The 23,448-nt window shown below is 59.7% G+C and carries 25 protein-coding genes; 14 read left to right on the top strand and 11 right to left on the bottom strand.

From position 1 onward, the window contains the following. Positions 1-50: 50 nt before the first annotated feature. A complete protein-coding gene (locus tag AB4Z23_RS08300; RefSeq protein ID WP_421477394.1) occupies positions 51-407 on the bottom strand; it encodes a YbaN family protein in 357 nt (118 codons plus the stop codon). 259 nt (positions 408-666) lie between these two features. On the opposite strand from AB4Z23_RS08300, the gene AB4Z23_RS08305 reads away from it, so the two are divergent. The 5 genes from AB4Z23_RS08305 to AB4Z23_RS08325 all read left to right on the top strand — a co-directional run bounded on the left by AB4Z23_RS08305 (position 667) and on the right by AB4Z23_RS08325 (position 4,861). Further along, on the top strand, positions 667-1,062 hold the full coding sequence (locus AB4Z23_RS08305; protein ID WP_003514001.1) for a VOC family protein: 396 nt from the start codon (positions 667-669) through the stop codon (positions 1,060-1,062). Between the two features lie 14 nt (positions 1,063-1,076). Then, positions 1,077-1,769 (top strand): uracil-DNA glycosylase, encoded by a 693-nt coding sequence (gene ung, locus AB4Z23_RS08310; protein WP_025594362.1) that lies wholly within the window; start codon positions 1,077-1,079, stop codon positions 1,767-1,769. A gap of 121 nt (positions 1,770-1,890) precedes the next feature. Then, on the top strand, positions 1,891-2,967 hold the full coding sequence (locus tag AB4Z23_RS08315; protein WP_065662147.1) for a siderophore-interacting protein: 1,077 nt from the start codon (positions 1,891-1,893) through the stop codon (positions 2,965-2,967). A gap of 165 nt (positions 2,968-3,132) precedes the next feature. Beyond that, the gene (locus tag AB4Z23_RS08320) at positions 3,133-4,077 is read left to right on the top strand and encodes a VOC family protein (protein WP_441360052.1); all 945 of its coding nucleotides are present in this window, start codon (positions 3,133-3,135) and stop codon (positions 4,075-4,077) included. 169 nt (positions 4,078-4,246) lie between these two features. Beyond that, a complete protein-coding gene (locus AB4Z23_RS08325; RefSeq protein ID WP_038492068.1) occupies positions 4,247-4,861 on the top strand; it encodes an alpha/beta hydrolase in 615 nt (204 codons plus the stop codon). A gap of 117 nt (positions 4,862-4,978) precedes the next feature. On the opposite strand, the gene AB4Z23_RS08330 is transcribed toward AB4Z23_RS08325, so the two are convergent. After that, positions 4,979-5,563, bottom strand: a complete 585-nt coding sequence (locus tag AB4Z23_RS08330) for a transglycosylase SLT domain-containing protein (RefSeq protein ID WP_013636743.1) — start codon at positions 5,561-5,563, stop codon at positions 4,979-4,981. A 681-nt stretch (positions 5,564-6,244) separates the two neighbouring features. Here AB4Z23_RS08330 and AB4Z23_RS08335 point away from each other — a divergent pair. After that, positions 6,245-6,778, top strand: coding sequence for a transglutaminase-like cysteine peptidase (locus AB4Z23_RS08335; RefSeq protein WP_013636741.1), 534 nt, complete (start codon positions 6,245-6,247; stop codon positions 6,776-6,778). A gap of 53 nt (positions 6,779-6,831) precedes the next feature. On the opposite strand, the gene AB4Z23_RS08340 is transcribed toward AB4Z23_RS08335, so the two are convergent. Next, positions 6,832-7,719, bottom strand: coding sequence for a DMT family transporter (locus tag AB4Z23_RS08340; RefSeq protein WP_025594357.1), 888 nt, complete (start codon positions 7,717-7,719; stop codon positions 6,832-6,834). Positions 7,720-7,960: 241 nt separating this feature from the next. On the opposite strand from AB4Z23_RS08340, the gene AB4Z23_RS08345 reads away from it, so the two are divergent. Together AB4Z23_RS08345 and AB4Z23_RS08350 are read left to right on the top strand one after the other, a co-directional pair. Then, the gene (locus tag AB4Z23_RS08345) at positions 7,961-9,259 is read left to right on the top strand and encodes an adenylosuccinate synthase (protein ID WP_441360053.1); all 1,299 of its coding nucleotides are present in this window, start codon (positions 7,961-7,963) and stop codon (positions 9,257-9,259) included. 70 nt (positions 9,260-9,329) lie between these two features. Beyond that, a complete protein-coding gene (locus AB4Z23_RS08350) occupies positions 9,330-11,633 on the top strand; it encodes a hypothetical protein (protein ID WP_441360054.1) in 2,304 nt (767 codons plus the stop codon). A 252-nt stretch (positions 11,634-11,885) separates the two neighbouring features. Here the strand turns inward: AB4Z23_RS08350 and rpoH are convergent, their stop codons facing one another. The 4 genes from rpoH to AB4Z23_RS08370 all read right to left on the bottom strand — a co-directional run bounded on the left by rpoH (position 11,886) and on the right by AB4Z23_RS08370 (position 15,085). Beyond that, positions 11,886-12,788, bottom strand: coding sequence for an RNA polymerase sigma factor RpoH (gene rpoH, locus AB4Z23_RS08355; protein WP_003491840.1), 903 nt, complete (start codon positions 12,786-12,788; stop codon positions 11,886-11,888). A gap of 165 nt (positions 12,789-12,953) precedes the next feature. Beyond that, entirely contained in the window at positions 12,954-13,778 is an 825-nt protein-coding gene (locus AB4Z23_RS08360) for a class I SAM-dependent methyltransferase (RefSeq protein ID WP_025594353.1), read from the bottom strand. Between the two features lie 33 nt (positions 13,779-13,811). After that, the gene (locus AB4Z23_RS08365) at positions 13,812-14,060 is read right to left on the bottom strand and encodes a hypothetical protein (protein ID WP_019565095.1); all 249 of its coding nucleotides are present in this window, start codon (positions 14,058-14,060) and stop codon (positions 13,812-13,814) included. 2 nt (positions 14,061-14,062) lie between these two features. After that, complete coding sequence (locus tag AB4Z23_RS08370; protein WP_003513979.1) at positions 14,063-15,085, bottom strand: RluA family pseudouridine synthase; 1,023 nt, start codon at positions 15,083-15,085, stop codon at positions 14,063-14,065. Between the two features lie 38 nt (positions 15,086-15,123). On the opposite strand from AB4Z23_RS08370, the gene AB4Z23_RS08375 reads away from it, so the two are divergent. Together AB4Z23_RS08375 and AB4Z23_RS08380 are read left to right on the top strand one after the other, a co-directional pair. Beyond that, complete coding sequence (locus AB4Z23_RS08375) at positions 15,124-15,516, top strand: hypothetical protein (RefSeq protein ID WP_003513978.1); 393 nt, start codon at positions 15,124-15,126, stop codon at positions 15,514-15,516. Then, positions 15,506-16,378, top strand: a complete 873-nt coding sequence (locus AB4Z23_RS08380; protein WP_441360055.1) for a TrmH family RNA methyltransferase — start codon at positions 15,506-15,508, stop codon at positions 16,376-16,378. Before AB4Z23_RS08375 ends, AB4Z23_RS08380 begins: the two co-directional genes overlap by 11 nt. A gap of 212 nt (positions 16,379-16,590) precedes the next feature. Here the strand turns inward: AB4Z23_RS08380 and AB4Z23_RS08385 are convergent, their stop codons facing one another. Both AB4Z23_RS08385 and AB4Z23_RS08390 read right to left on the bottom strand, forming a co-directional pair. Next, the gene (locus AB4Z23_RS08385) at positions 16,591-17,790 is read right to left on the bottom strand and encodes a hypothetical protein (protein WP_421477389.1); all 1,200 of its coding nucleotides are present in this window, start codon (positions 17,788-17,790) and stop codon (positions 16,591-16,593) included. 143 nt (positions 17,791-17,933) lie between these two features. Beyond that, positions 17,934-18,530, bottom strand: coding sequence for a DUF1134 domain-containing protein (locus AB4Z23_RS08390; protein ID WP_003513975.1), 597 nt, complete (start codon positions 18,528-18,530; stop codon positions 17,934-17,936). Positions 18,531-18,780: 250 nt separating this feature from the next. Here AB4Z23_RS08390 and chpT point away from each other — a divergent pair, with 250 nt between their 5' ends. The 3 genes from chpT to AB4Z23_RS08405 all read left to right on the top strand — a co-directional run bounded on the left by chpT (position 18,781) and on the right by AB4Z23_RS08405 (position 21,211). Then, positions 18,781-19,428 (top strand): histidine phosphotransferase ChpT, encoded by a 648-nt coding sequence (gene chpT / locus AB4Z23_RS08395; protein WP_003513974.1) that lies wholly within the window; start codon positions 18,781-18,783, stop codon positions 19,426-19,428. An 86-nt stretch (positions 19,429-19,514) separates the two neighbouring features. Further along, positions 19,515-20,042 (top strand): GNAT family N-acetyltransferase, encoded by a 528-nt coding sequence (locus AB4Z23_RS08400; protein WP_112959863.1) that lies wholly within the window; start codon positions 19,515-19,517, stop codon positions 20,040-20,042. Between the two features lie 122 nt (positions 20,043-20,164). Then, a complete protein-coding gene (locus tag AB4Z23_RS08405; protein ID WP_441360056.1) occupies positions 20,165-21,211 on the top strand; it encodes an alpha/beta hydrolase family protein in 1,047 nt (348 codons plus the stop codon). A gap of 50 nt (positions 21,212-21,261) precedes the next feature. Here AB4Z23_RS08405 and AB4Z23_RS08410 read toward each other — a convergent pair whose 3' ends face one another. After that, positions 21,262-21,777: a GNAT family N-acetyltransferase gene (locus AB4Z23_RS08410; RefSeq protein ID WP_111784155.1), complete on the bottom strand. Its 516-nt coding sequence runs from the start codon at positions 21,775-21,777 to the stop codon at positions 21,262-21,264. A gap of 82 nt (positions 21,778-21,859) precedes the next feature. Beyond that, positions 21,860-22,564, bottom strand: coding sequence for a response regulator transcription factor CtrA (gene ctrA / locus AB4Z23_RS08415; RefSeq protein ID WP_003491823.1), 705 nt, complete (start codon positions 22,562-22,564; stop codon positions 21,860-21,862). Positions 22,565-23,045: 481 nt separating this feature from the next. Here ctrA and AB4Z23_RS08420 point away from each other — a divergent pair, with 481 nt between their 5' ends. Beyond that, positions 23,046-23,396 carry a flagellar export protein FliJ gene (locus AB4Z23_RS08420; RefSeq protein WP_013636730.1) on the top strand — a complete coding sequence of 117 codons (351 nt, stop codon included), beginning with the start codon at positions 23,046-23,048 and terminating at the stop codon, positions 23,394-23,396. Positions 23,397-23,448 lie beyond the last annotated feature (52 nt).

Genomic DNA, 23,448 nt, shown 5'->3' on the forward strand with positions numbered 1-23,448 from the left:
ACCCGGTTTTCCGTCAGGAAATGCGACAAGGCATTAAAGGTGATGTCGCCTCAGCTTTCCGGCCGGGTGACGATGAAGAGTGCAGAACCGAGCATGACGGCGGCAACGATTGCCGCGCGCAGAGCCGGCGGGTCGCTCAGGGACCAGAAGGCGGCATAACTCGCACACATGGCCGACAGGGCCGCAATCTTCGCCTTGCGGGCAATTGCGCCGCGTTCGCGCCATTGCCGAAGCGACGGGCCGAATCGGGGGTGGGTCAGAAGCCACGCCTCGAGTTTCGGTGAGGAGCGGGAAAAGCACCAGAGCGCCAGCAGCAGAAATGGCGTGGTGGGCAAAACGGGAAGAAACGCGCCGACGATGCCGGTCGCGACCATAAGCCAGCCAAGACAGAGGTACAGAAGGCGCATGGATATGCCGGTATCATGAGTTCTCTACTCAGGATAGAGCGGCGGGGCGAAATGTGAGGGCCATTTTGACCGGAAAGCCTGCGTGCCCTGGTCATGCGCCAACTGTTTCGCCATCACATTTGCCGTGATCGGGCGGTTTCCCCTGCTCCTTAATCCGTCTTTAGGGTTGAAAGCACGGCACTCTGTCTTTATCCCCTTGGTCCGCAATGTCCGGAGCACAACCGGACGACGACGAGATAAGAAGCAGAAGGAAAACACCATGGCCAAGCTGATCCACTCGATGGTCCGGGTGCTGGAAGAAAAGCGTTCGGTGGAGTTTTACAAGCAGGCTTTCGGGCTTGAGATTGCGGAACGTGCCGAGTTCGAAAATTTCACGCTGATCTATCTCAGCAATGCCGAAGGCGATTTCGAGCTGGAGCTGACTGTCAACCGGGGTCGCGAAGTGCCCTATGCGCTGGGTGACGGCTACGGCCATCTCGCGGTCAGCGTTGCCGATGTGGATGCCGAACATCAGCGTTTCATCGAGCTTGGCCTGTCTCCGGGCAAGATCATCGAAGCCGACCATAAAGGTCAGCCTTTCGCGAAATATTTCTTCATTTGCGATCCGGATGGCTACAAGATCGAAGTGCTGCAGCGCGGCAACCGGTTCAAGTAACAAAGAGGCACAACATGGCAGAGGCAGGCGTCAAACTCGAAGACAGCTGGAAACGTGTTCTTTCCACCGAATTCGCCAGCCCCTACATGCAGAAGCTCAAAGATTTCCTGCTTGCCGAAAAAACTGCTGGCAAGCACATCTTTCCCAAGGGTGCCGAATATTTCCGGGCGCTGGATCTGACCCCGCTCGACAGGGTCAAGGTCGTCATTCTGGGGCAGGACCCCTATCATGGGGTTGGCCAGGCACATGGGCTTTGCTTTTCGGTGCAGCCCGGCGTGCGCATTCCCCCCTCGCTCGTCAATATCTACAAGGAATTGCAGAGCGATCTGGGCATCCGCCCCGTCAGTCACGGTTTTCTGGAAAGCTGGGCGAAACAGGGCGTGCTTTTGCTCAACAGCGTGCTGACGGTGGAAGAATCGCGCGCTGCCTCGCATCAGGGACAGGGCTGGGAAAAGTTCACCGATGCCGTCATCCGCGCCGTCAATGACGAATGCGAGCATGTGGTGTTCCTGCTCTGGGGTTCCTATGCCCAGAAGAAGGCGGCTTTCGTGGACCAGAAAAAACACCTCGTGCTGCGCTCGCCGCACCCTTCGCCGCTTTCGGCCCATAACGGCTTTTTCGGCAATGGCCATTTTTCCAAGGCAAACGCCTTCCTGGTATCCCATGGCCGCGAGCCTATCGACTGGCAGTTGCCGGAAACTGCTTAAGCAACCTTCCAGCCTCCTCCGTCATGCCGGCTCAAGACGGGCATGACGGGGAGTGCAGCAAACATCTTTACAGCGCAGTCGGGTCCGGTTTAAGAATACTCGACTACAAAGTGAAGGATTTGTGCCCGTGTCTCTCCTGTCTGCAGAAACCTCTGTCTCGCTGCCCGATCCCGCATCGATCGTCGATGCTTTCGAGGATCATTTTTCGGAGCATATGGAGATGGAGCGGGAAGGGACGACGGTGCGTTTCAAGGCGGAATATGGCCATGGCAGCTTCAGCGCCGAAGGTGGCCGGTTCGCCGCCCGGGTAAGCTGCGTTTCGGAACATATATTGACGTCGGTCAAGGCCATGGTGGCTGAGCATATCGTTGAGTTTTCCGGCAAGACGGGACTCGATTTCCGTTGGAGCGGACACGGCGCCTATCAGCGCGAGCTACCCAATCTCTTCGTCGGCAAGGTTGCCCGCGCCTATAATCTGACGCCGCATATGCGCCGTCTCGTGGTGTCCGTCGAAAGCGGTATTGAAAGGCTTGTCACCGGCGGCATGCATGTTCGCCTGCTGCTCGTTCCCGATCAGGCGCGCGCTGCGGTCTGGCCTTACCTCGCGCCCACCGGCGCGATCGTCTGGCCGGCGGGCGACGATCTTCTGACGCGGCGCGTCTATACCATCCGCTCCGGCGATGTCGGCCGCGGTGAGGTGGATATCGATTTCGTCATGCATGAGGGCGATGACATGCCGGGCGCAAATTTTGGCGCGACGGCAAAGCCGGGCGACGTTCTCGGCATCATCGGTCCGAGCGGCACTTGCCCGGAAGCGGAGCGTTACGTCTTTGCCGGCGACGAGACCGCGCTGCCGGTGATGCTGCGCATGGCGGCGGAAATGCCTGTTGGCAAGACGCTCAGTGTCTATGCCGAGATCGACAACGAGGCGGAACGGCAGGAGATCGTCTGCGCCGCCAATGTCGAATGGACATGGCTTTATCGGCGCGGCAAGCCCGCCGGCACATCGGGCCTTATCGAACAGGCGTTGCGCGGCCATGCCTGGACGGGCGAGCATGACGGCCTGCATGTTTTCGTTGCCTGCGAGAAGTCCGAGGCGAGGGCGGCGAAATCCTTCCTCACTGATGAGATCGCCTTCCCCAAGGCATCGCTGCGCGCAGTCGGTTACTGGAGCATGGGCCTCGCCGACGATCATTGAGGCATGCCTCTATCGACTGGGTTGAACAGTCGGTTTTATCGTTCACCAATCGGGAACAATCCGTTCCTGTTGCCGGTCTATGCCCGCAGCACTTCTTACCCCATCTTCACGCCATGAACACGGCTGGCCCGATTGACGGGCCGCCAGGGCGAAAAGGGGTTTATCATGTTGAACCAGATCAAGGGCCTGCACCACGTCACCTCCATGGCCGGTAGTGCGCGCCAGAACAACGGCTTTTTCACCGATACGCTCGGCCTGCGCCGGGTGAAGAAGACGGTCAATTTCGATGCACCGGATGTCTACCATCTCTATTATGGCGATGAGGTCGGCACGCCCGGCTCCGTCATGACCTATTTTCCGTTCCCGCACATTGCCCGTGGTCGTCCCGGCACCGGCGAAGTGGGCACAACGCTGTTTTCCGTCCCGGAAGGCTCGCTCGGCTACTGGAGGGATCGTCTTTCCAAGGCGGGCGTGGACGGTCTGAAGGCTGACGAGGCATTCGGCAACAAGCGCCTGCATTTTGCAGGTCCCGATGGTGATGGTTTCGCACTGGTCGAGATCAAGGATGATGCCCGTTCGCAGTGGACCGGCAATGGGGTCAGTGCGGATCAGGCGATCCACGGTTTTCAGGGCGCCTCCTTGCGCCTTCGTGACGAAGGGGCGACCGCCGAGCTTTTGAAGTTCATGGGGTATGAGGAAGTGGACCGCCAGGATGGCGTGCGGCGTCTCGGCATGCCCGGCGGCAACGGTGCTGATGTCATCGACATCGAGACCATGCCGAACATCTCCGGCGCGCGCCTCGGCGCGGGTTCGGTGCACCACATCGCCTTTGCGGTCGAAAACCGCGAAAAGCAGCTCGAAGTCCGCAAGGCGCTGATGGATACGGGCTATCAGGTGACCCCGGTGATCGACCGCGATTATTTCTGGGCGATCTATTTCCGCACGCCCGGCGGTGTGCTGTTCGAAGTGGCCACCAACGAGCCCGGTTTCGACCGCGACGAGGACACGGCGCATCTCGGCGAGGCGCTGAAGCTGCCGACCCAGCACGCGCATCTGCGCGCCCAGCTGGAAAAGCAGCTGGAGCCGCTGGGTGACGAGAAGGCGGTTTAACCCTATCGGACCTGGCCATCCTTCGGCAGGACGTTTGCTACTCTTTTCTTCTCCCTGTCCGGGGAGAAGACGACACGCTGAAACCTTTCGCTCGACATGTGATGCCCAATGTCTTGCGGCAGAGCGAGCTCGGTATCGCTGAATTTCTCCTTTCAGAAAGGATTATCCAATGACCAAAGACACATATTTCCACAAATCCCGTGCCGGCGTTGCGGGTGCACCGCTTTTCGTCGTGCTGCACGGCACCGGCGGTGATGAAAACCAGTTCTTCGATTTCGGCTCGGGCCTGTTGCCGAATGCCACGATTGTCTCGCCGCTCGGCGATGTCGCCGAACATGGCGCTGCGCGGTTTTTCCGGCGCACGGGTGAGGGCGTTTACGACATGGCCGATCTAGAGCGGGCAACAGCCAAGCTGGCGGATTTCGTCAAAGCCAACCGGGAGCACTATCAGGCTGGTCCGGTTATCGGTCTCGGTTTCTCCAACGGCGCGAATATCCTCGCAAATGTGCTGATCGAACAGCCTGAGCTTTTTGATGCCGCCGTGCTGATGCATCCGCTCATCCCGTTCGAGCCGCAGGCGGCTGCGGCCAAATCCTCGCGCCGGGTGCTGATCACGGCCGGAGAACGCGATCCCATCTGCCCGGTGCCGCTGACGAAGGCGCTGGAAAAGAGCCTTGAAGCGCAGGGCGGCACGGTGAAAACGGTGTGGCATCCAGGCGGGCATGAAATCCGTTCGAACGAGATCGAGGCGGTGCGGGAGTTTCTGGCGCCTTATGGAGAGTAGCTTTCTGCCCGGCCTCCTTCCTCACCGTCATGCCGGATCTAGTCCGGGGTGACGGTGAGGGTAGGTGATCCGCCTTTCCGCATCGCATCCAGGCAGAACGATCCTGCTACATCCGCCTCAGCGATATCCGCATTGCTGCAACTGCGCCTCGTAACGCAGCGCCATGTTGGCGGAGCGGCGGGCGGCTTTCTGGACGGCGGAATTGTTGCGCCAGCTTCCCTTGGCGTAACCGGCATGGCCGGAATAATAGGCGAGGTAGAGATTATAGGGATCGTTCAGCGCAATGCCGTTTTCGCGGCGGCTCTTGGCGTGATACCAGCCGACGAAATGGATCGCGTCGGTGAAATCCGTGCGGCTTGCCGACCAGCGGCCGGTTTCGCGCTTGTAGACTTCCCATGTACCGTCCAGCGCCTGGGCATAACCGTAAGCGGTGGACTGGCGCGTCCAGGGAATGAAGCCGAAGAGTTTGGTGCGCGGCGGGCGGGCATAGGGGCGGAAGGCGGATTCGGTGTAGATCGTTGCCATCATCACCGGCACCGGCACGCCGAACTCCCGTTCGGCTGCCCTCGCGTCACGTCGCCAATTGTTGAAGAGGCCGTTCCGCTGCTCGAAAATCGCACAGGCATTGGTGACCTGCGACGGTGCGGTTGCGCAACCGGCCAGAACAGTCATCAGTAAAACAACGGCAAATACGCCACGCATCGCGGAACCCTTTCGTTCCGCTATTCTTAAATTGCTAACCATTAACGTCGGGTTTTAAGACAAGGTTAATTCAAATGCCGCTGATCAAGCGCCTGTTAACCCGCTGAAAATTCCTGTGTCGGGGATGCGGCAAAACCATGGGGTAAGTGGCGTTTTTTCCGGAAATGGCATTGCCGGCATCCCCGCACATCCCCGGTCTCACAAAGCCGCTTATCCTTATCCCATCCCGGTCATCCAGCGTGCGCGCGGCGCAAGGTGGGCGGGGCAGGCGGCCAAAACCGGGGAGTTTCCCGATGTCACGGTTGAGGCGGCCGGCATGTGCCCATCCTCCAAACAGGAACCGGTTTGGCGGGCGGGTCACATGTTGAAGCCGGGGCCGCATCGTCTGCAAAACCCTACTACACCATTTGATACTCCCGCAGCGATGCGGCCCCTTTATCGCTTCTAAGCGTTGCCTCGGTTTCGGGGCGACGGGCGCGGGCTATGTTTCCGGAGAGCCTGCCCGCTGTACAAAAATGAAAACCGATAAAATTGTAGCAATCGGCTTAAAGCGGCTGAAAACAGTGCTGTGCCATTGTGGGATCACAGACAAGGAGCGGACAACCTGCAAGGACGGGGCCGCTGCGGAAAACAGAAATCGAGACCGGCACAAGCCGGCGGATCGTCAAACGGGGTATGAAAATGCTGAAGAAGATTATTGCTGCCGCCATCTGCGGAATTGCCATTGCTTCCATGTCCACTCATGCCGATGCGGCTGGTGCCGCCGGTTTTGCCCGCAGCTTTGCCGCAGCCGAAAAGAGCGCCGTAACACAGATCGGTATTTCGGCGCCCGGCGGTTTTGATGGCTGCGTTCTGTCCGCCGGCCAATGCGTTTCGACGATTGCCGCGCCGCTGACCGGCGAACGCCGCGATGAACTGCTGCGCGTCAACCGCGATGTGAACGCCACCATGGGCGCACTCGATGATTATTTCTCCGGCTTTTCAGCCGATGTTCCGGCAACGCCTTCGGTAAGCGCCAATGATTGTGGCGATTGTGCCGCGATCAAGCGCACGGCACTGGCCGGTGCCGGCTGGTCTTCCGCAGCACTGCGCCTTGCCTTTTTGCTTGATGATGACGGATCGCTCGAAAAGGTGCTTGTTGTCACCACAGACAAGGGCGATATCGTGCTCGGCAACGCCGCTTTCTCTCCGGTTGAGCGCGAAACCGCGCTCTAACCCGAACTTTTCATGCCTGCCAGACTGCGCCGGTTTTCCAGACCCTTACGGGATCAGGAAGCCGGCGATTTTTTTCGTTCCGCCACGGCAATGCCGGCCAGCGCCATCACCAGCGCCGCGATCTGGTAGGGATGCAGGGTTTCGCTGAGGACGATGACGGAGAGAAGCGTGCCGAAGACGGGGACGAGGTTGATGAAAAGGCCGGCGCGGTTAGCGCCGATCTGCTCCACGCCCTTGATGTACAGGATCTGGGCGATGAGCGACGCGAAGATGGCGGCATAGACCACCAGCACCCAACCCTTCTGATCGGGCCAGACGACGTTGTCGCGTGAGATTTCCCAAAAGACCAGCGGGACTGAGGTTAGGAGGGCGAAAAAGGCTGGGATCGCCATCAGCGTGCGCCAGTCCACGATTGGTTTCCAGCGCAGGATGACGGTGTAGATGGCATAGACCAACACCGCCAGCAGCATGATGGCGTCGCCGGCATTCATCTCCAGTTGCAGCAGCGAGACCGGATCGCCATGCGAGGCGAGAAGCGCCACGCCGGCAATGGTAAGACAGAAACCGGCGATCTGGCCGAACAGCACGCGAGTGCGGAACAGGATGAAGTTCAGCACGAATATTACCATGGGAATGCCCGCCTGGATGACGGCGGCATTGATGGCGGAGGTGTGCTGAAGCGCGGTATAAAGAAAGACGTTGAAGGCGGTGTAACCGATACTGCCGAGCACGAAGAAGTAAGGCAGGCGTTTTTTCACCACCGGCCAGTCCTTGATGAGCTGCGGCACGGAAATGGCGAAGATGATGGCGACGGCCAAAACCCAGCGCAGGAAGGTAAACGCCATGGGGCTGATGTGGCCGACGGCGAGCTTTCCGGCAACGGTATTGCCACCCCAGCAGAGCGTGGCGATGATGAGGGCGAGATAGGCTTTCGAAGGCACGCTGATGTTTCGCTTCTTCAAGGGGCGGGAAAAAGGCTAAGGGGTGAATAGCGGCCTTGTGTCCGCGCTTGTCCCCCCACGGGGCGAGATAATGCGGAATTCGACGTTTTGTCACGGAAAAAGCAAAATTCACCATAAGAAACAGGGTCGCTTTCCGTAAAACAACGCAGTATACATTCGCGGGTTTGGGTTTCCCATCGGGTTATCGGGCGCGCAAGCGCCATGAGCAGGAAAGCAAGAAATGACGAATGTTGTGGTGGTCGGCTCGCAGTGGGGCGACGAAGGCAAAGGCAAGATTGTCGACTGGCTGTCCGAGCGGGCAGATGTCGTCGTGCGGTATCAGGGCGGCCACAATGCCGGCCATACTCTTGTCATCGATGGCATCAGCTACAAGCTTTCGCTTCTTCCTTCCGGCGTCGTGCGTCCGGGCAAGCTCGCCGTCATCGGCAACGGCGTCGTGGTCGATCCGCATGCGCTGATCGCTGAAATCGGCCGTCTGGAAGTGCAGGGCGTAAAGGTCACGCCGGAAAACCTGCGCATTGCAGACAATGCCACGCTCATTCTTTCCCTGCACCGCGAACTTGATGGCATGCGCGAAGACGCTGCCTCCAACAGCGGCACCAAGATCGGCACCACGCGCCGCGGCATCGGCCCGGCCTACGAAGACAAGGTCGGCCGCCGCGCCATCCGCGTAATGGATCTGGCCGACATGGAGGCGCTGTCCGCCAAGGTCGATCGCATCCTGACGCATCACAATGCGCTGCGTCGCGGCTTCGGCGCTGCTGAAGTTTCGCATGAAACCATCATGGAAGAGTTGAGCTCGGTTGCAGAACGCATCCTGCCGTTCAGCGAAACCGTATGGCTGCTGCTCGACAGGAAGCGCCGCGCCGGTGCGCGCATCCTGTTCGAAGGCGCGCAGGGCTCGCTGCTCGATATCGACCACGGCACATACCCTTATGTCACCTCTTCCAACACGGTTGCCGGTCAGGCCGCTGCCGGTTCGGGCATGGGTCCGGGTTCGCTGGGTTATATTCTCGGCATCACCAAGGCCTATACGACCCGCGTTGGCGAAGGTCCTTTCCCGACCGAGCTGCATGACGAAATCGGCCAGTTCCTGGGCGAAAAGGGCCATGAGTTCGGCACTGTCACCGGCCGCAAGCGTCGTTGTGGCTGGTTTGACGCAGCGCTGGTGCGCCAGTCAGTCGCCACCAACGGCATCACCGGCATCGCGCTCACCAAGCTTGACGTTCTCGACGGTCTGGACGAGCTGAAAATCTGCGTCGGCTACAAGCTCGACGGGCAGGAAATCGATCATCTTCCCGCAAGCCAGGGTGCGCAGGCTCGTGTCGAGCCGATCTATGTCACGCTGGAAGGCTGGAAAGAATCTACCGTCGGCGCCCGAAAATGGGCGGATTTGCCTGCTCAGGCAATTAAATATGTCCGTCAGGTGGAAGAACTGATCGGGGCGCCTGTCGCGCTTCTGTCGACAAGTCCGGAGCGTGACGACACCATACTTGTGACTGATCCGTTTGAGGACTAATGTCCTCGGCGATCTAGATTCATAAACCATATCGGGCCGGTACGTCGCCGGTCACGACGAGAAAGTGCTTATGGCGGATTTTGTAGCAGTCATTCGCAAGGCCGTGGATGGCTTGGCGAACAATACTCCCGAAAACCGGGCGAAGGTTTACGACAAGGCGCGCAGTGCGGTTGTGCGCCAGCTCGAGAATATGAAGCCACGTCCGCCGGAAGAATTGTTGCGCCGGCAGATCGCCAAGCTGGACGCCGCCATAGCCGAGGTGGACAGTGAATATGCCGAGGCCTTGCCGGCACTGGAGGAGGATGATGCTTTCTCCCCCGTGGCGGAAGAGGTGGATGCTGTCTATCATCCGCAGGACGTTGCCGAAGAGCCTGCCGTTCATGCCGCCGAGCGGTACGAGCCGGTGGAGGAAGAGCCTGCTCCGGTTGTGCCCGCACATTCGGAGCCGGTTTATCCTGTCCAGCCAGAGCCGGTTTATGAAGAACCGGCCCGCGAAGAGGAGCCTCTCCCCGAGGAACCCGTCGCCGCTTTAATCCCGCATGAGGAGCAGCATTACGGCGCGCGAGAACCGGAGGAGCTTTACGACGCACCCGAACCGGCCCGTGTCGCGCCGGTTCATGAAGCCGGTCCTTACGAGGAAGCCGGTACCTATTTCACCCGCGCGCATGAAGAGCCGGCCTATCAGCCGGAGGACGAGCGCGTTGATGATGTCGCGCCTGAAGCGGCGGCCCCCCATGCCGATGATTCCGTGCCGCCCCATTGGGCGCAGCCGGTTGACGAGGATGACTGGCGCAAGCTCGAAGAAGCGCAGGACGAGGATGTTCGCCCGGCTGCCGAGGCCGAAGTGGGCCACGAGAGGGACGACCATTCCGTCGTCGCCGGTTATTCCGCGCAGCACTATCAGGCCCCTGATGTCAGCTTCGAGCCGGAGCGGCGCGACGGGAACGAGCATGCCGGTTACCGCGCTGCTGCCGATCACGATCCGATTTTTGGCGGGCACGACGATTTTTCCGAACCCCGGCAGACCGAAGACACGGCCCCGAAAAAGGCTGCTGTCGTCGAGGACTTCTCGTCCTATTTCGAGGACACGGATCTCGCGATCCCGCCGAAGGCCACGCCTGCGTTGCCGCGCGCCGATAACGATCCCTTCGATGACCGTGCCTCCAAGGACAACAAGGAGCGCACGCCCTGGGACGATCTGGACGAGCTGATCGGTTATGACGGCGCATCGTCTTCCAGCCGGGCAACGACGAACGAAATGCCCGCTCTCGGTGCTGGTGCCGCGACGCCCGCTTACATGGTCAAGAAGAAGCCGCGCCGGAATTATGCCTCGCTGGTACTTGCGCTTGTGGGCGCCGGGCTTCTTGCCGGTGGTGGTTATGCGCTCTGGTTGAACCGTGATGCGCTGAACGACATGGTCGGTGGCCTGGTGCAATCGGCACAGAAGGATGGCGGCACCCAGACGCCTCCAGCCAATACGGCGCAGACGCCGACATCCACACCGCCAGCTGCCCAGCAGCCGGCTGCCAGCGGGCAGCAGCCGACGACAAGCCCGACCAACCATCAGGCGCAGCCGCATGCCGATGACGGGTCCGTCACCGGCACGAAGTTCACCCAGCGGCTTCTGGCCGACGGGACCGAGCGCGATGAGGGGCCAGCGCCGGGCGCCAATGGCCAGCCCGTCACGGCGGAAGGCCAGTCGGTCTATGAGCAGAATGTCGCGCCGCCACCTGCGGGCGAGGCTCCGGCCAATACGGCTGCGGGTACTCCGGCTGGTACGCCGCCGGCACAGCCGCCTGCTGCGGCCGCTGCCGCCACGGGCGACCGCATGTTCCTCTACGAGGAAGTGCTGGGCCAGACGGTTCCGACCGCCATTCAGGGCAGCGTTTCCTGGTCCTTGCAGCAGGAAAACGACAATGAGGGTCGTCCGTCCGCAACGGTGCAGGGCCAGATCACGGTTCCCGGCCGTGGCCTCAGCGCGCTCATCACCTTCAAGCGCAACACCGATCCGTCGCTTCCGGCAAGCCATCTGATCGAGATCGTCTTCTCGGTTTCGCCCGGCTTCGAAGGCGGCGCGATCGACAGCGTCCAGCGTATCGCGATGAAGAGCACGGAGCAGGATCGTGGTAACGCCCTGATCGCGGTTCCGGCCAAGATCACCGACGATTTCCACATGATCGCGCTCAACGACTTCCCGGATGCGATGAAGACCAATCTGGAGCTGTTGAAGAGCCGCAACTGGATCGACATCCCGGTTTCCTACCGCAACGGCCGCCGTGCGCTTCTGACCTTGCAAAAGGGCAATGACGGCATCGCCGCCTTCGACACGGCGCTGCGCGAATGGGCGGCTGCAAAGCCCGCGACCGGTCAGTGATGATCTTGGGGATCGGCTAAAGCCGGTCCCCTCATTTCTTCCTTATGTCTTGCAAATAAAAAGCCCGCAGATCTCGCGATCTGCGGGCTTAGAAATTTACTGGCAAAGAATCTCACTCTCTCGTCACGCCGGACACCAAGGGGAGTGAGATGGGATGGCAGTCGAGCCAATTACTCCGACGTCATCCTCGGGACAGGCCCGAGGATGACGTAGCCGATAAGTTCAGCCCCACTCTCTTAAAAAGACCGAGCCTTACGCATCCACCACGCGCAGCGCGCGGGCGGCTTCGAGGGCTTCCTTCTGCACCGCTTCCTGAACCTTCTCGAAGGCGCGAACCTCGATCTGGCGCACGCGTTCGCGGCTGATATCGAACTCGGATGAGAGTTCTTCCAGCGTTACCGGATCTTCGGCAAGGCGGCGGGCCTCGAAGATGCGGCGTTCACGATCGTTCAGCACGCCCATGGCCTTGGCCAGCATGCGGCGGCGGGTTTCCAGCTCGTCCTGCTCGATCAGCACGGCTTCCTGGCTTTCATGGTCGTCCACCAGCCAGTCCTGCCATTGGCCGGATTCGCCTTCGGATGCCTTGATGGGCGCATTCAGCGATGCGTCGCCATGCAGGCGGCGGTTCATCGAGATCACTTCTTCCTCGGAAACCTGCAGCTTGGTGGCGATTTCCTTGACGTGTTCCGGCTTCAGATCGCCATCGTCGATAGCCTGGATACGGCCTTTCAGCCGGCGCAGGTTGAAGAACAGGCGTTTCTGGTTGGCAGTCGTACCCATCTTCACCAGCGACCACGAACGCAGGATATATTCCTGGATCGAAGCCTTGATCCACCACATGGCGTAGGTGGCCAGACGGAAACCGCGTTCCGGATCAAACTTCTTCACCGCCTGCATCAGGCCGACATTGCCTTCGGACACGACTTCGCCAATCGGCAGGCCGTAACCGCGGTAACCCATGGCAATCTTGGCAACAAGGCGCAGGTGGCTGGTGACGAGCTTGTGAGCGGCGTCGCGGTCGCCATGCTCGGCGTAACGCTTGCCAAGCATGTACTCTTCCTGCGGCTCCAGCATCGGGAATTTACGGATTTCGTCGAGATATCTATTGAGACCGGCTTCGCCGGCCGTAATTGTAGGCAAACTGTTGCGGGCCATAAAGCACCCCCTTATCTATGGTCTGGAACGGCACCCTCATCGATTGGCGATTACTCGCCCAAGGCACACCGCTAGTGGCGGGTCGTTACCGACCCCGCACGAACCCACGTAACAAATATGTATGCACCCGCCGCGTTTCAAGCGAACACAGCGTTCACACATGCGTTATGTCCCGGCGACACCTTCTTTGACCTGTTTAACTTTCGAACGGTAAATTCGTTCCGAAAAACCACCGAGACCAGAGCGCACCATCAGCTCATACATTACCCGCCGGCGGGTGGGGTTATGCAGGCGAACGACCCGGGAGCCGAGAAACTCCGTTTCGACATGATCGAGTGTCTGCAAGTCGGGGCCAGAGGCAATCGCGTCCGCGTAGACAGCGTGAAATTCGCGGCGGCAGACATAGGTCTTGTATTTCGTCATTGCGAAGCAGGCGAGGCTGTGGCCGTGGGTGCGCAGAAAATCGGCGACGCCAACGGTCACTTCCGGCCATGCGGGGTTGAAGGTATCGTCGAAGACGATGACGCCGTGCGGGGCGATCACCTCCAGCGCCAGTTTCGCGTCCGCCAGCACATGGTGCAGGTGGTGCCCGCCGTCAATGCTGAAGAACCTGACGGGACCGGTCCGCGACGTAATATCGGTGGGTGCGAGCCGGGTGCTGTCGCCCTTGATGATCAAGTCCTCATCCATCGCAAAACCCAACCGCCTGCCGTTTTCCATCAGGCGGTCATATTGGTCGAGGCTTCCGTCCGAGGGTGGGTCGAGTTCGAACAGGTCGACGCCCAGAACCTTTTCCTGCGGCTGCGCGAATTTGCGCAGCAGAAAATAGGAGCGGCCATAATAGACGCCGATCTCCGCCATGCCGCCCTTCAGGCCGTCCCTTGTCTGCGCCTGCAGCAGCGCCTTGAAGACAAGCGCGTCGGGTGGGTCGATATAGCCTTCGACGCTTCGTAATCCCTGAAAGATAAACTGGCGTTCATCGGTGTTCATGCGCGATAGATCCCGTCGTCATGCCGGTTCCGTTCAGCTCTGCGGATAAAACGGCGTTCCTTGCAACGTCTGTCTTTCGGCAAGCCCGAGGTCCGGCCACGGCATTCGCGGTGACGATTTCAAGCTTTCCGGGGTTCGAAGAGGTGCGACGATTGAAGCGGAATTGGGGCGGTCTACAAGAAAGACCATGTGGGGAATATCGCTATCCGCTAATCTCTTTTTATTTTCCGTGGCTTCCGGCAAGATGCACGGCGTGGTTTTTTTGACCTCGCCGTGCGGCATTTTCAGCTCCGCAGGGCGATGAGCAGTTCTTCCATATCATCAGGCATGTCTGTTTCGAATTCCATCACCTCGCCGGTGCGGGGGTGTTCGAAGGCCAGGAGATAGGCATGCAGCGCCTGTCGCGGAAAGCGGTTGACGGTGCTTCTTGCCGGTTCCTCAAGCAGGTTCGCCTTGGTGCGGAAGGCCGCGCCATATTCGGGGTCGCCGATCAACGGATGGCCGATATGGGCCATGTGCACGCGGATCTGATGGGTGCGGCCGGTTTCCAGGCGGCACTCCACCATCGAGGCGAGGCAGGACGCATCCGCCTTTTCATGAAAACGTTCCATAACCTCGTAATGGGTTATCGCCTCGCGGGCATCGTCCGTGTCCTCGCGCTTGACGGCGCGTTTGGTGCGGTCGGCGCCGCGGCCGAGTGCGGCGTCAATGGTGCCGCGCAGCGTGCGCGGTCGGCCCCAGACGACGGCCTTGTAGGCGCGTTCCAGCGGGCCGGTGCGGCCGTGATCGGCAAATTGCGCGGCGAGATGGCGGTGTGCATTGTCGTTTTTCGCCACGACCATGACGCCGGAGGTTTCCTTGTCCAGCCGATGCACGATGCCGGGGCGCTTCACGCCGCCAATGCCGGAGAGGCTGTCGCCGCAATGATAGATGAGGGCGTTGACCAGTGTTCCGGTCCAGTTGCCGGCGCCGGGATGCACGACGAGACCGGCGGGTTTGACGAGCACGATCAGGTCGTCGTCCTCATATTCCACATCGAGCGGGATATCCTCGCCCTTGGGTTCGGGGTCTTCCGGCTCCGGCATGACGATCTCGACGCGGTCGTGCGGGTGCACCTTCTTTTTCGGCTCGGTCACCGGCGTGCCATTCAATAAAACGGCACCCTGCTCGATCAGGGCTTTCAGGCGGCTGCGCGACAGATCGCCGCCAACTTCGCCCGCCAGCCACACATCGATGCGGCCTTCGGCGTCTTCGCCGGCAATCAGGACTTTCCTTGCGTCTCCGCCTTGTTTAAAGGGGTCGTTCATTCTTATTTTTCCGATCAATCAGCATTCTAGGGAACCCGATGACGCACATCGAGCAAGACGAACAGGAAGACAAGCCGCTTGATCCGGCCATGGATAAAGTTCGCCGCAAGATGATCCGTTTGCAGATCGTGTCGGGCTCCGTGATGTTCATCAGCCTTATGGCTGTGTTCGGCGCGGTTGTCTACAAGGCGGTAGGACCATCGAAAACCGTTGTAACGCAGAGCGTACCGCAAAATCTGGCGGTTCCCACCGGCAACGGACCGCTTGCCGTGACCGCCAGCCTGCCGCAGGGCTTTACAATCGACAATGTCAGCTATTCCGGCGGTGACATGCTGTTTTACGGCAAGCTTGCCAACGGCACCCGCAAGGCGCTGGTCTTCAACGTCGCGGCCGGCCGGTTTCTCGCCGATGTGACGGTCGATGCCCAGTGAGGATATTGATCCGGCGGGCGCGCATGCGCTCCTGGACGGTCGGGCTCTGATCCCGGTCGAAGACCCGGCCGATCCGCGCATTGCCGCCTTTCGCGATATTCGCGAGCGTGATCTCACCGGTCGCCATGGCCGTTTCATCGCGGAAGGCACGGTTGTGTTGCGCATGCTGGCCGCCGCCCACAAGGCGGGTGGTGCCTTTGCGGCGGAAAGCATTCTCATCCTCAAGAACAGGCTTTCCGGCGTCGCGGATATCCTTGCCGATTTTCCGCCCGATGTGCCGGTCTATGTGGCGGAAGCGCCGGTGCTGGATAGCATTGTCGGTTTTCACCTGCATCGCGGCATTCTGGCGCTCGGCCGCCGGGTGCGTGACATTACGCTGGACGGGTTGACGGACGCGTTTCCCGCCTCGTCGCTGGTGCTGGTGGGCTGCGGCATTTCCAACCACGACAATCTGGGTGCGATGTTCCGCAACGCCGCGGCCTTTTATGCCGATGCGGTGTTTCTGGACGAGACTTCATGCGATCCGCTCTATCGCAAGGCGCTCCGGGTGTCCGTCGGTTCCGTTCTCTCGGTTCCCTATCATCGCGGCGGTGGTGCGGTGCAGATGCTGGAGCGGCTTTCGCAGGCCGGTTTTGCGATCTGGAGCCTTTCGCCGAATGGCGAGACCGAGATTCGCGATATTCCACGTTCGGATCGCATGGCGCTGGTCATCGGCACGGAAGGTGAGGGGTTGCCGCAATCGGTACTGTCTCGGTTCCATACCGCCCGGATTGCGCAGTCGCCGCAATTGGACAGTTTGAATGCGGGGACGGCTTCGGGGCTGGCGCTTTATCAGATGGCGGGGGCGATAGGGCGGGTTTAGGTCTTCGCGATGTTACTCGTGACGAATGCCGCTCACCCCCTCTGTCCTGCCGGACATCTCCCCCACAAGGGGGGAGATCGACCTGAGGCTAGGTCTCGGCCATCTCGATGTTTGCGAATGAAGTGACGTAAAGCTTCTTGCCGATCTCCCTCCTTGGGGGGGAGATGTCCGGCAGGACAGAGGGGGGTAAACCACACCCACCGAAGGGAATATCACCCCTTCCGCTTCTCCATCAACACACTCGCCCGCTTCGCAAGGCTCTCACGGCCGGTCGAGGCGGTGGCTTTCGCAAGCAGCCCCGGGATCGGCGATTTCTCGCCCTCCTGCGCTGCGGTGAGCGCGATCATCTGGGCGGCGATGCGGGCGATTTCGCGACGGATCGGTTCGTCGTTGCCGGTGCCGCGCACATTCAGCAGGCGTTCGGTAAGTGCCGTTCCCTGATTGCGGATATCCTCGATCTCCTGCTCCAGACCTTCCGGCGGCGTCGCTGCCGGTTCCATGGCGGTTGAGACCGGTGGAATGTCTGCCGCGACCACGGGCGCGATTTCGGGCAGGACGGGCGCCTTTTGCGGCTGGCTTGCGGTTTCCCCGTTCAGTACGGCGGGGTTGGGTAGACGAATGATCATGTCGTCGGCGCGGCCGCCGGTTGCGGCAAGCTGTTCCTTCAGGCGGGCAACCTCCTGATTGCGCAGGGTCAGCATGGTGTCGAGATCGGCATTTTTTGCCATGACACTGGCGATCTGTTCTTCCAGCCGGGTGACCTTGCGGCTTTCGCGCGCAACCGCTGTCATGGCCTCCTTGTTGCGGGCAGCGACATCCTGCAATTCGCGGGTCGCCGTTTCGCCCTCCTTGCGGAAACGCGAGGCGGTCTGTTTTGCCTGCTCGGCCTCCAGATCGCGGGTGGCGGCGAGGATTTTCGAATCATCCAGCTCGCGGGTCAGATTGGTGAGGCGAGCGGTGATCTCAGACATCTGGCCGGCACGCGCATTTGCGGCCTGTTCCTGCTCCAGAAGGTTTGCCTGTATTGCGCCCGCGCGTTCCTCGCTGGCGTCGAGTGCGCCTCGCAATTCGCCGATTTCCAGCGTCAATTCCTCGATTTTCAGCAAAAGGCCGCGGTTCTGCTCGCCGAGGCGATAGGCATCGCTGGATGCTGCCTCGTTGGCGAGGCGGAGCGAGGTGTTCTTTTCCCGTTCGGTGTCCAGTTCCTGACGAACCTTGGCGTTTTCGGCGGCATAGAGCGCGCGTGCCATGTCCTTCTGAGCGCGAACTTCCTGGGGGCTGATGGGCATTGTCGCGCGCAGCCGGTTTTCCGTATAGGCAACGATGCGGCGATGGATCGCGGGCGCGATCAGCAAGGCCAGCAGGGTTGCGGTGAGAAAACCCAATCCGAAAAGAATGGCATATTCAATCACGCGAGACAGTCTCCGAAACTCAGATACGCGCGCATTCGGAAAGAGGAGCGCGAGAGCACGTTACGCTATTATTGCAACCGTTGGGAGGGGTATCGCCAAGGCAATTGCGCGGGGAGCCGCAAGAGTGCCTCCCCATCTCAGCGTCAGAAGGGGTTCCAGGTCGGTTCCTGGGTGAGCTTCAGGTAGCCGACATTGATGCCGAGGCGCGCGCCGATGCCGGTGCGAATGGGTGCCAGCGTGACATCGCTGCTTTTCAGATAAGTCATGCCGACGCCGGCGACGATGAAGGCGGAGCCGCTGACGCCGCCGTAACGGCGATAAAGCGAATCGACCGACGGCAGGTTGTAGACCAGCATCATGGCGCGGGTGCCTTGGCCGCCGTAATCGAGGCCGAGCGACGGGCCTTGCCAGAAGACGGGATGCTGGCCGGCATTTTTGGTATAAAGCGTGCCTTCGCCATAGGTGAGGCCCGCGACGAAAGCGCCGGAGCCTTCCTGCCCCAGAATATAACCGTTCGGAAGACCGTATTGCTGGAAGGCGCGTTCCACCACCTTGGCGAGGCCGCCGGTGGTTTCACCGAAGAATCCGTGGCCTGCATCCACGACTTCCTGAAAAGAATATTGATCGCTGTTCTGGGCCGAGGCCGGTGCGGCCCACATCAAAAGGCTGGCAAGGAGCGCAAAAATCTTTCCCAGTCCGAGGCGTGCAATGGTGCGGGTTTTCGTAAGGCGCATCGTCATGTCCGTCCGTCTGTTCGTTGGTGCATCAGCCCGAAAATCCGAATCGATTTTCGGCAGGGCCCATGCGAAGATTCAAAGTTCCAGAGCATCCTTTATACGTCCGAACGGACGCAGGGCGCTCCAGGGTGGCCTGTTAAGGCATTTGGCATTTTGAAACCATCCTATTAACAATCGGTTTACCAAATATGGTGTCATTATGGCTTAACAATTTCCACACCGTCCGCGCCTCCCTTGCGCAGGAGAGAATTTTATGACGAGCAAACTCAATATCACGCTGTCCGGTCCCGATCTGGCAGCTCTTCTGTGCAGTCGTGTGTGCCATGACGTGATCTCTCCTGTCGGCGCCATCAATAACGGCCTCGAATTGCTGGACGAGGGCGGCACCGATGACGATGCGCTGGATCTCATCCGCACATCCGCTCTTAACGCATCCGTGCGGCTGAAGTTCGCCCGCCTTGCTTTCGGCGCGTCCGGATCCGCTGGCGCTTCGATCGATACCGGCGAGGCTGAAAAAGCCGCCAAGGATTTCGCTGCCGCCGAAAAGAAGGCCGAAGTGACCTGGAACGGCCCACGCGCCATCGTCGCGAAAAATCGTGTCAAACTTTTGCTCAACCTCTTTCTCGTGTCGTACAGCGCGATCCCGCGCGGCGGCAATGTGGATGTGGTGCTGGAAGACCCTGAGGGTGACGCGAAATTCGAAATCACAGTCAAGGGCAAGATGATGCGCATTCCGGCCAAATTCGCCGAGATCTACGAAGGCAGGCTGGAAGAGGCGGTCGACGCCCATTCCGTGCAGCCCTATTACACGCTGCTTCTGGCGGAGGAGGCCGATATGGCCGTGGAATACAAGGTGCATGAGGATCGCATCGTGTTTACCGCAAAGACGGTTGCCGCGTGATCGTTCAGTTGCAGAGGTAGTTTTGTGAAAGGGCCGGCTAGCGTTTTCCGACGCGCCGGCCTTTTTTGCTTTTGGGGAAGAGGTTCATGACACGTCTGACAACCGCGCGCCTCGTCCTGCGGCCGCACGCCATCACGGATGAAGCGCTTTATTGTGCGTTCTGGAGCGCGGATGTGCGGCCCATCGAAGGGGTTAGATCGATTACGCCGCTGGACCCCGAAATCTCCTTTGCCCGTCTTTTGCGCTTCATCGGCCATTGGTCGGTCTTCGGCTTCGGTCCCTTTGTCGTGGAGGAGGCAAGCTCCGGGCGTATCGTCGGCGAGGTGGGCTTTGCCCATATGCGCCGTGGAAACGGCACCGATTTCGATGGCGTGCCAGAAGCGATGTGGAAAATCGATGCTGATCTGAACGGCAAGGGCGTCGCGACCGAGGCGGTGGCGGCGGCAACAGGGTGGTTTGATCGCAGCGGAATTTCGCAGCGGACCGTCTGCATGATCGACCCGCTCAACACCCCCTCGCTCGTCATCGCCGCCCGTTTCGGCTTCCGCCTGTTTCGAGATTCGACATTCCGGGGCAATCCCATCCGGCTTTTCGAGCGGGTGGTGGGGGTTTAGTACTGCGCATTCCCACCGGGCCGTCTCAATCGCGTTTCAGGGCGTCCTGAAACCTGTTCGAGGTCTCGGACGGTGGCGGTTTGAACCAAGGGTTGATCCAAGATCAATTTTTGGAGCTTCACATGCGCTATTTTCTTGTGGTCGCCATCGCCATCCTCTCCACCGCTGCGCCCGTGATGGCGGAGAACGCCATTGGTTTCAGACAGCTGGAATTGCCCGATGATTCGGGCACGCGACTGCTGAACCTGTCATTGTGGTATCCGTCCGCACCATCGGGAAAAACTGAGACAGTGGGCGAAAACGCTGCCTTTTATGGTCTCGAGGTTCAACCTGATGCGTCGTTTCTGGCCGGTTCCCGTCCTTTGGTGTTGCTGTCACACGGATTTGGCGGAAGCTGGCGCAATCTGAACTGGATCGCCGGTGAGCTTGTTCAGCAGGGTTATATCGTGGCCGCGCCGGATCACGCGGGCGAATCATTCACTGAAGAGAATGCGATGGAGATCGTGCCGTTATGGGAACGCCCGCGCGACATCAGCCGAACGTTGACGGCGTTGCTCGATAACGATCAACTCGCTGGAAAAATCGACAGGGCACGCATCGCGGTCATCGGCCATTCTCTCGGAGGCTGGACCGCCATGGAGCTGACTGGCGCCCGCTACAGCGCCGATCTCGCGCTAAAAGACTGCAATGCGGAGAAGGTTCTGCCGCAATGCAAGGCACCACGGTTGCTGGCCAAGGTCGGAATCGTTAACGGTGGCAAGGCCGATCCACGCCTTTCGATGGATTTGCGCGATGCTCGCATCCGCGCGGTGATTGCGCTCGACGCTGGCCCGGCTGCCGGTTTCCTGCCGGAAACGCTGAAACGTGTCGATGTACCGGTTCTGGTTCTGGCCGCCGGTGTGGAAACGCCCGAGATTGCCGCCATCAAGGCCGATTCGGAATATATCGCCCGCAATCTGCCAAAGGCGACCACGGTTTATCGCGAAATACCGGACGCCAGCCATTTCAGCTTCATGCAGACATGCAAGCCAAACGGCGAAAAAATCGTCGAGGAGCTTTCACCGGGGGAAGGTTTCGTCTGCCGTGACGGCGGGGGCAGGGACCGCCTGGCCATCCACCGGCAGATCGCGGAGGCGATTGTCGGCTTCCTGAACGTGGAAATGCATTAAGACAGGTGTTCGGGACGTCTCGATGAACCGTTGCGCGACGTCCCGATCCTTCAGGCGACTTTTTGCGGATGATACCGATAGGCAAGGTCTTCGGGATCAGACCGTGGTGCCGATGGGTCGATAACACCGCCGAGGCGCTGTGCAACCGCTGCGGATTTGCTGTTGCGCGGCGAGACATAGCTGACCAGCGTCTGCAATTTCAGGGTCTCGAATGCCCAGTCGCGCAGTGCAGAGGCCGCTTCCGCAGCATAACCGTGGCCTTCCTGGCCGCCATAAAGCAGCCAGCCCAGTTCCTTTTCGGGAAATAGCGGGCCGTGATTGATGCCGACCTGGCCGATACATTGCCCGGTTTCGCCAAGTTCGATCATCAGCGCCCCGTGGCCGAAAAAATGCCAGTTGGCGAGATCGTGACAAAAAACGCCCCAGGTTGACGGCAGGTCATATGGTCCGCCGACGCCGATGGAGCGGGTTGACGCCATAAAGTCTCTATAGGCGGGGAAATCCGCCATGATCTGCGGGCGCAAAATCAGGCGTTCCGTTCTGAGGGTGGGGATAGAATGGTCCATGGCACTATCCAATCGTGAAATCGCAACAAAAAACCCGCTGTCGCCAGCGGGTCTTTTAAAAACTGCCATATCCTGAAGGGGATCAGGCGGTTTCGAGAAATTCCGTGGCTCCATCAGGCTCGCGCAGGACATAACCGCGGCCCCAGACGGTTTCGATGTAGTTTGCGCCGCCTGCGGCATTTGCGAGCTTCTTGCGCAGCTTGCAGATGAAGACGTCGATGATCTTCAGTTCCGGTTCGTCCATGCCGCCATAAAGGTGGTTCAGGAACATTTCCTTGGTCAGCGTCGTGCCCTTGCGCAGCGAAAGCAGCTCAAGCATCTGATATTCCTTGCCGGTCAGGTGAACGCGCTGGCCGCCCACTTCAACCGTCTTGGCATCGAGATTGACGATCAGCTCGCCGGTGGAGATGACCGATTGCGCATGGCCCTTGGAACGGCGGACGATTGCGTGAATACGGGCAACAAGCTCGTCCTTGTGGAACGGCTTCGTCATGTAGTCGTCTGCGCCGAAGCCGAGACCACGAACCTTGTCCTCGATACCGGCCATGCCGGAGAGGATGAGGATGGGTGTCTTGACCTTGGAAAGGCGCAAGGTTCTCAAGACCTCGTAACCCGACATGTCGGGCAGGTTGAGATCGAGAAGAATAATGTCGTAATCGTAGAGTTTACCGAGGTCCACGCCTTCCTCGCCGAGGTCGGTCGTGTAGACGTTAAAACTTTCCGACTTGAGCATCAGTTCGATGCTCTGCGCTGTTGCGCTGTCGTCTTCAATAAGTAGAACCCGCATAATTATCCCCTTTGCCGCCCGCAGATTGGTAAATCATTGCCTCGCGCGATGCGGATCCAGACGTTGCCTGATTTGCAGGCTGCCACCAAATGGTTAACAAATTCTAATTGCCTTTGGCAAGGTGTATCGAATTTATTAAGCAAAGTTGGCATTTCGCTGTTTTTGCACGTGAATCCACCATCGCCAAAATTGAAGCTTAACGTGAGGATATCTCGCTAAGTGATTCAATCGACTCTTACATCGTCGGGCCCGTTTTTTTGGACCTGGCATTTACCGACCCTTAAATGATCGTGTTTATCATTAACGATGCCCGTAAACGAAAGGTTAACGGCGGCGTTTTTTTATTAACGCCGGGTAACTTTTGGGAATCATTCCGGCACAACGGGTTAACCGGGCCGGTTGAGCGGGCGGGTTAAACGGGCCGATCGAGGGGGCATAGTGCCTTTTTGATCCGGGTCTCGCTATCCATGGAGTATTGCGTATGAAGTCGCGTGACAGCCTGGTTCGCCTGAAAGAATTTCAGGTTAATGAAAAACGCCGGCAACTTAGCCAGTTGCAGCAGATGATGTCCGAGTTTGAGCGGATGGCAAAGGAACTGGTGCATCAGATATCGCTGGAAGAGAGCAAGTCCGGCATTACCGATCCGACCCACTTCGCATATCCGACCTTCGCCAAGGCCGCGCGTCAGCGTGCGGACAATCTTCAGGTCTCGATCCGGGAGCTGAAGACCCAGCAGGAAGCCGCAGAGGCTTCTCTGGAAGAGGTGCAGGCCGAATATGAAAAGGCGGCGGCACTGGAAAACCGCGACGGAGCGATCCGCGCCCGCGCCTAGGTATTGGCGCAAGATCATATAAGGATCGTCCTCATTGACGGCTGCCGGTGGA

It is taken from the genome of Agrobacterium sp. MCAB5, from assembly GCF_052114365.1.
GTDB lineage: Bacteria > Pseudomonadota > Alphaproteobacteria > Rhizobiales > Rhizobiaceae > Agrobacterium > Agrobacterium tumefaciens.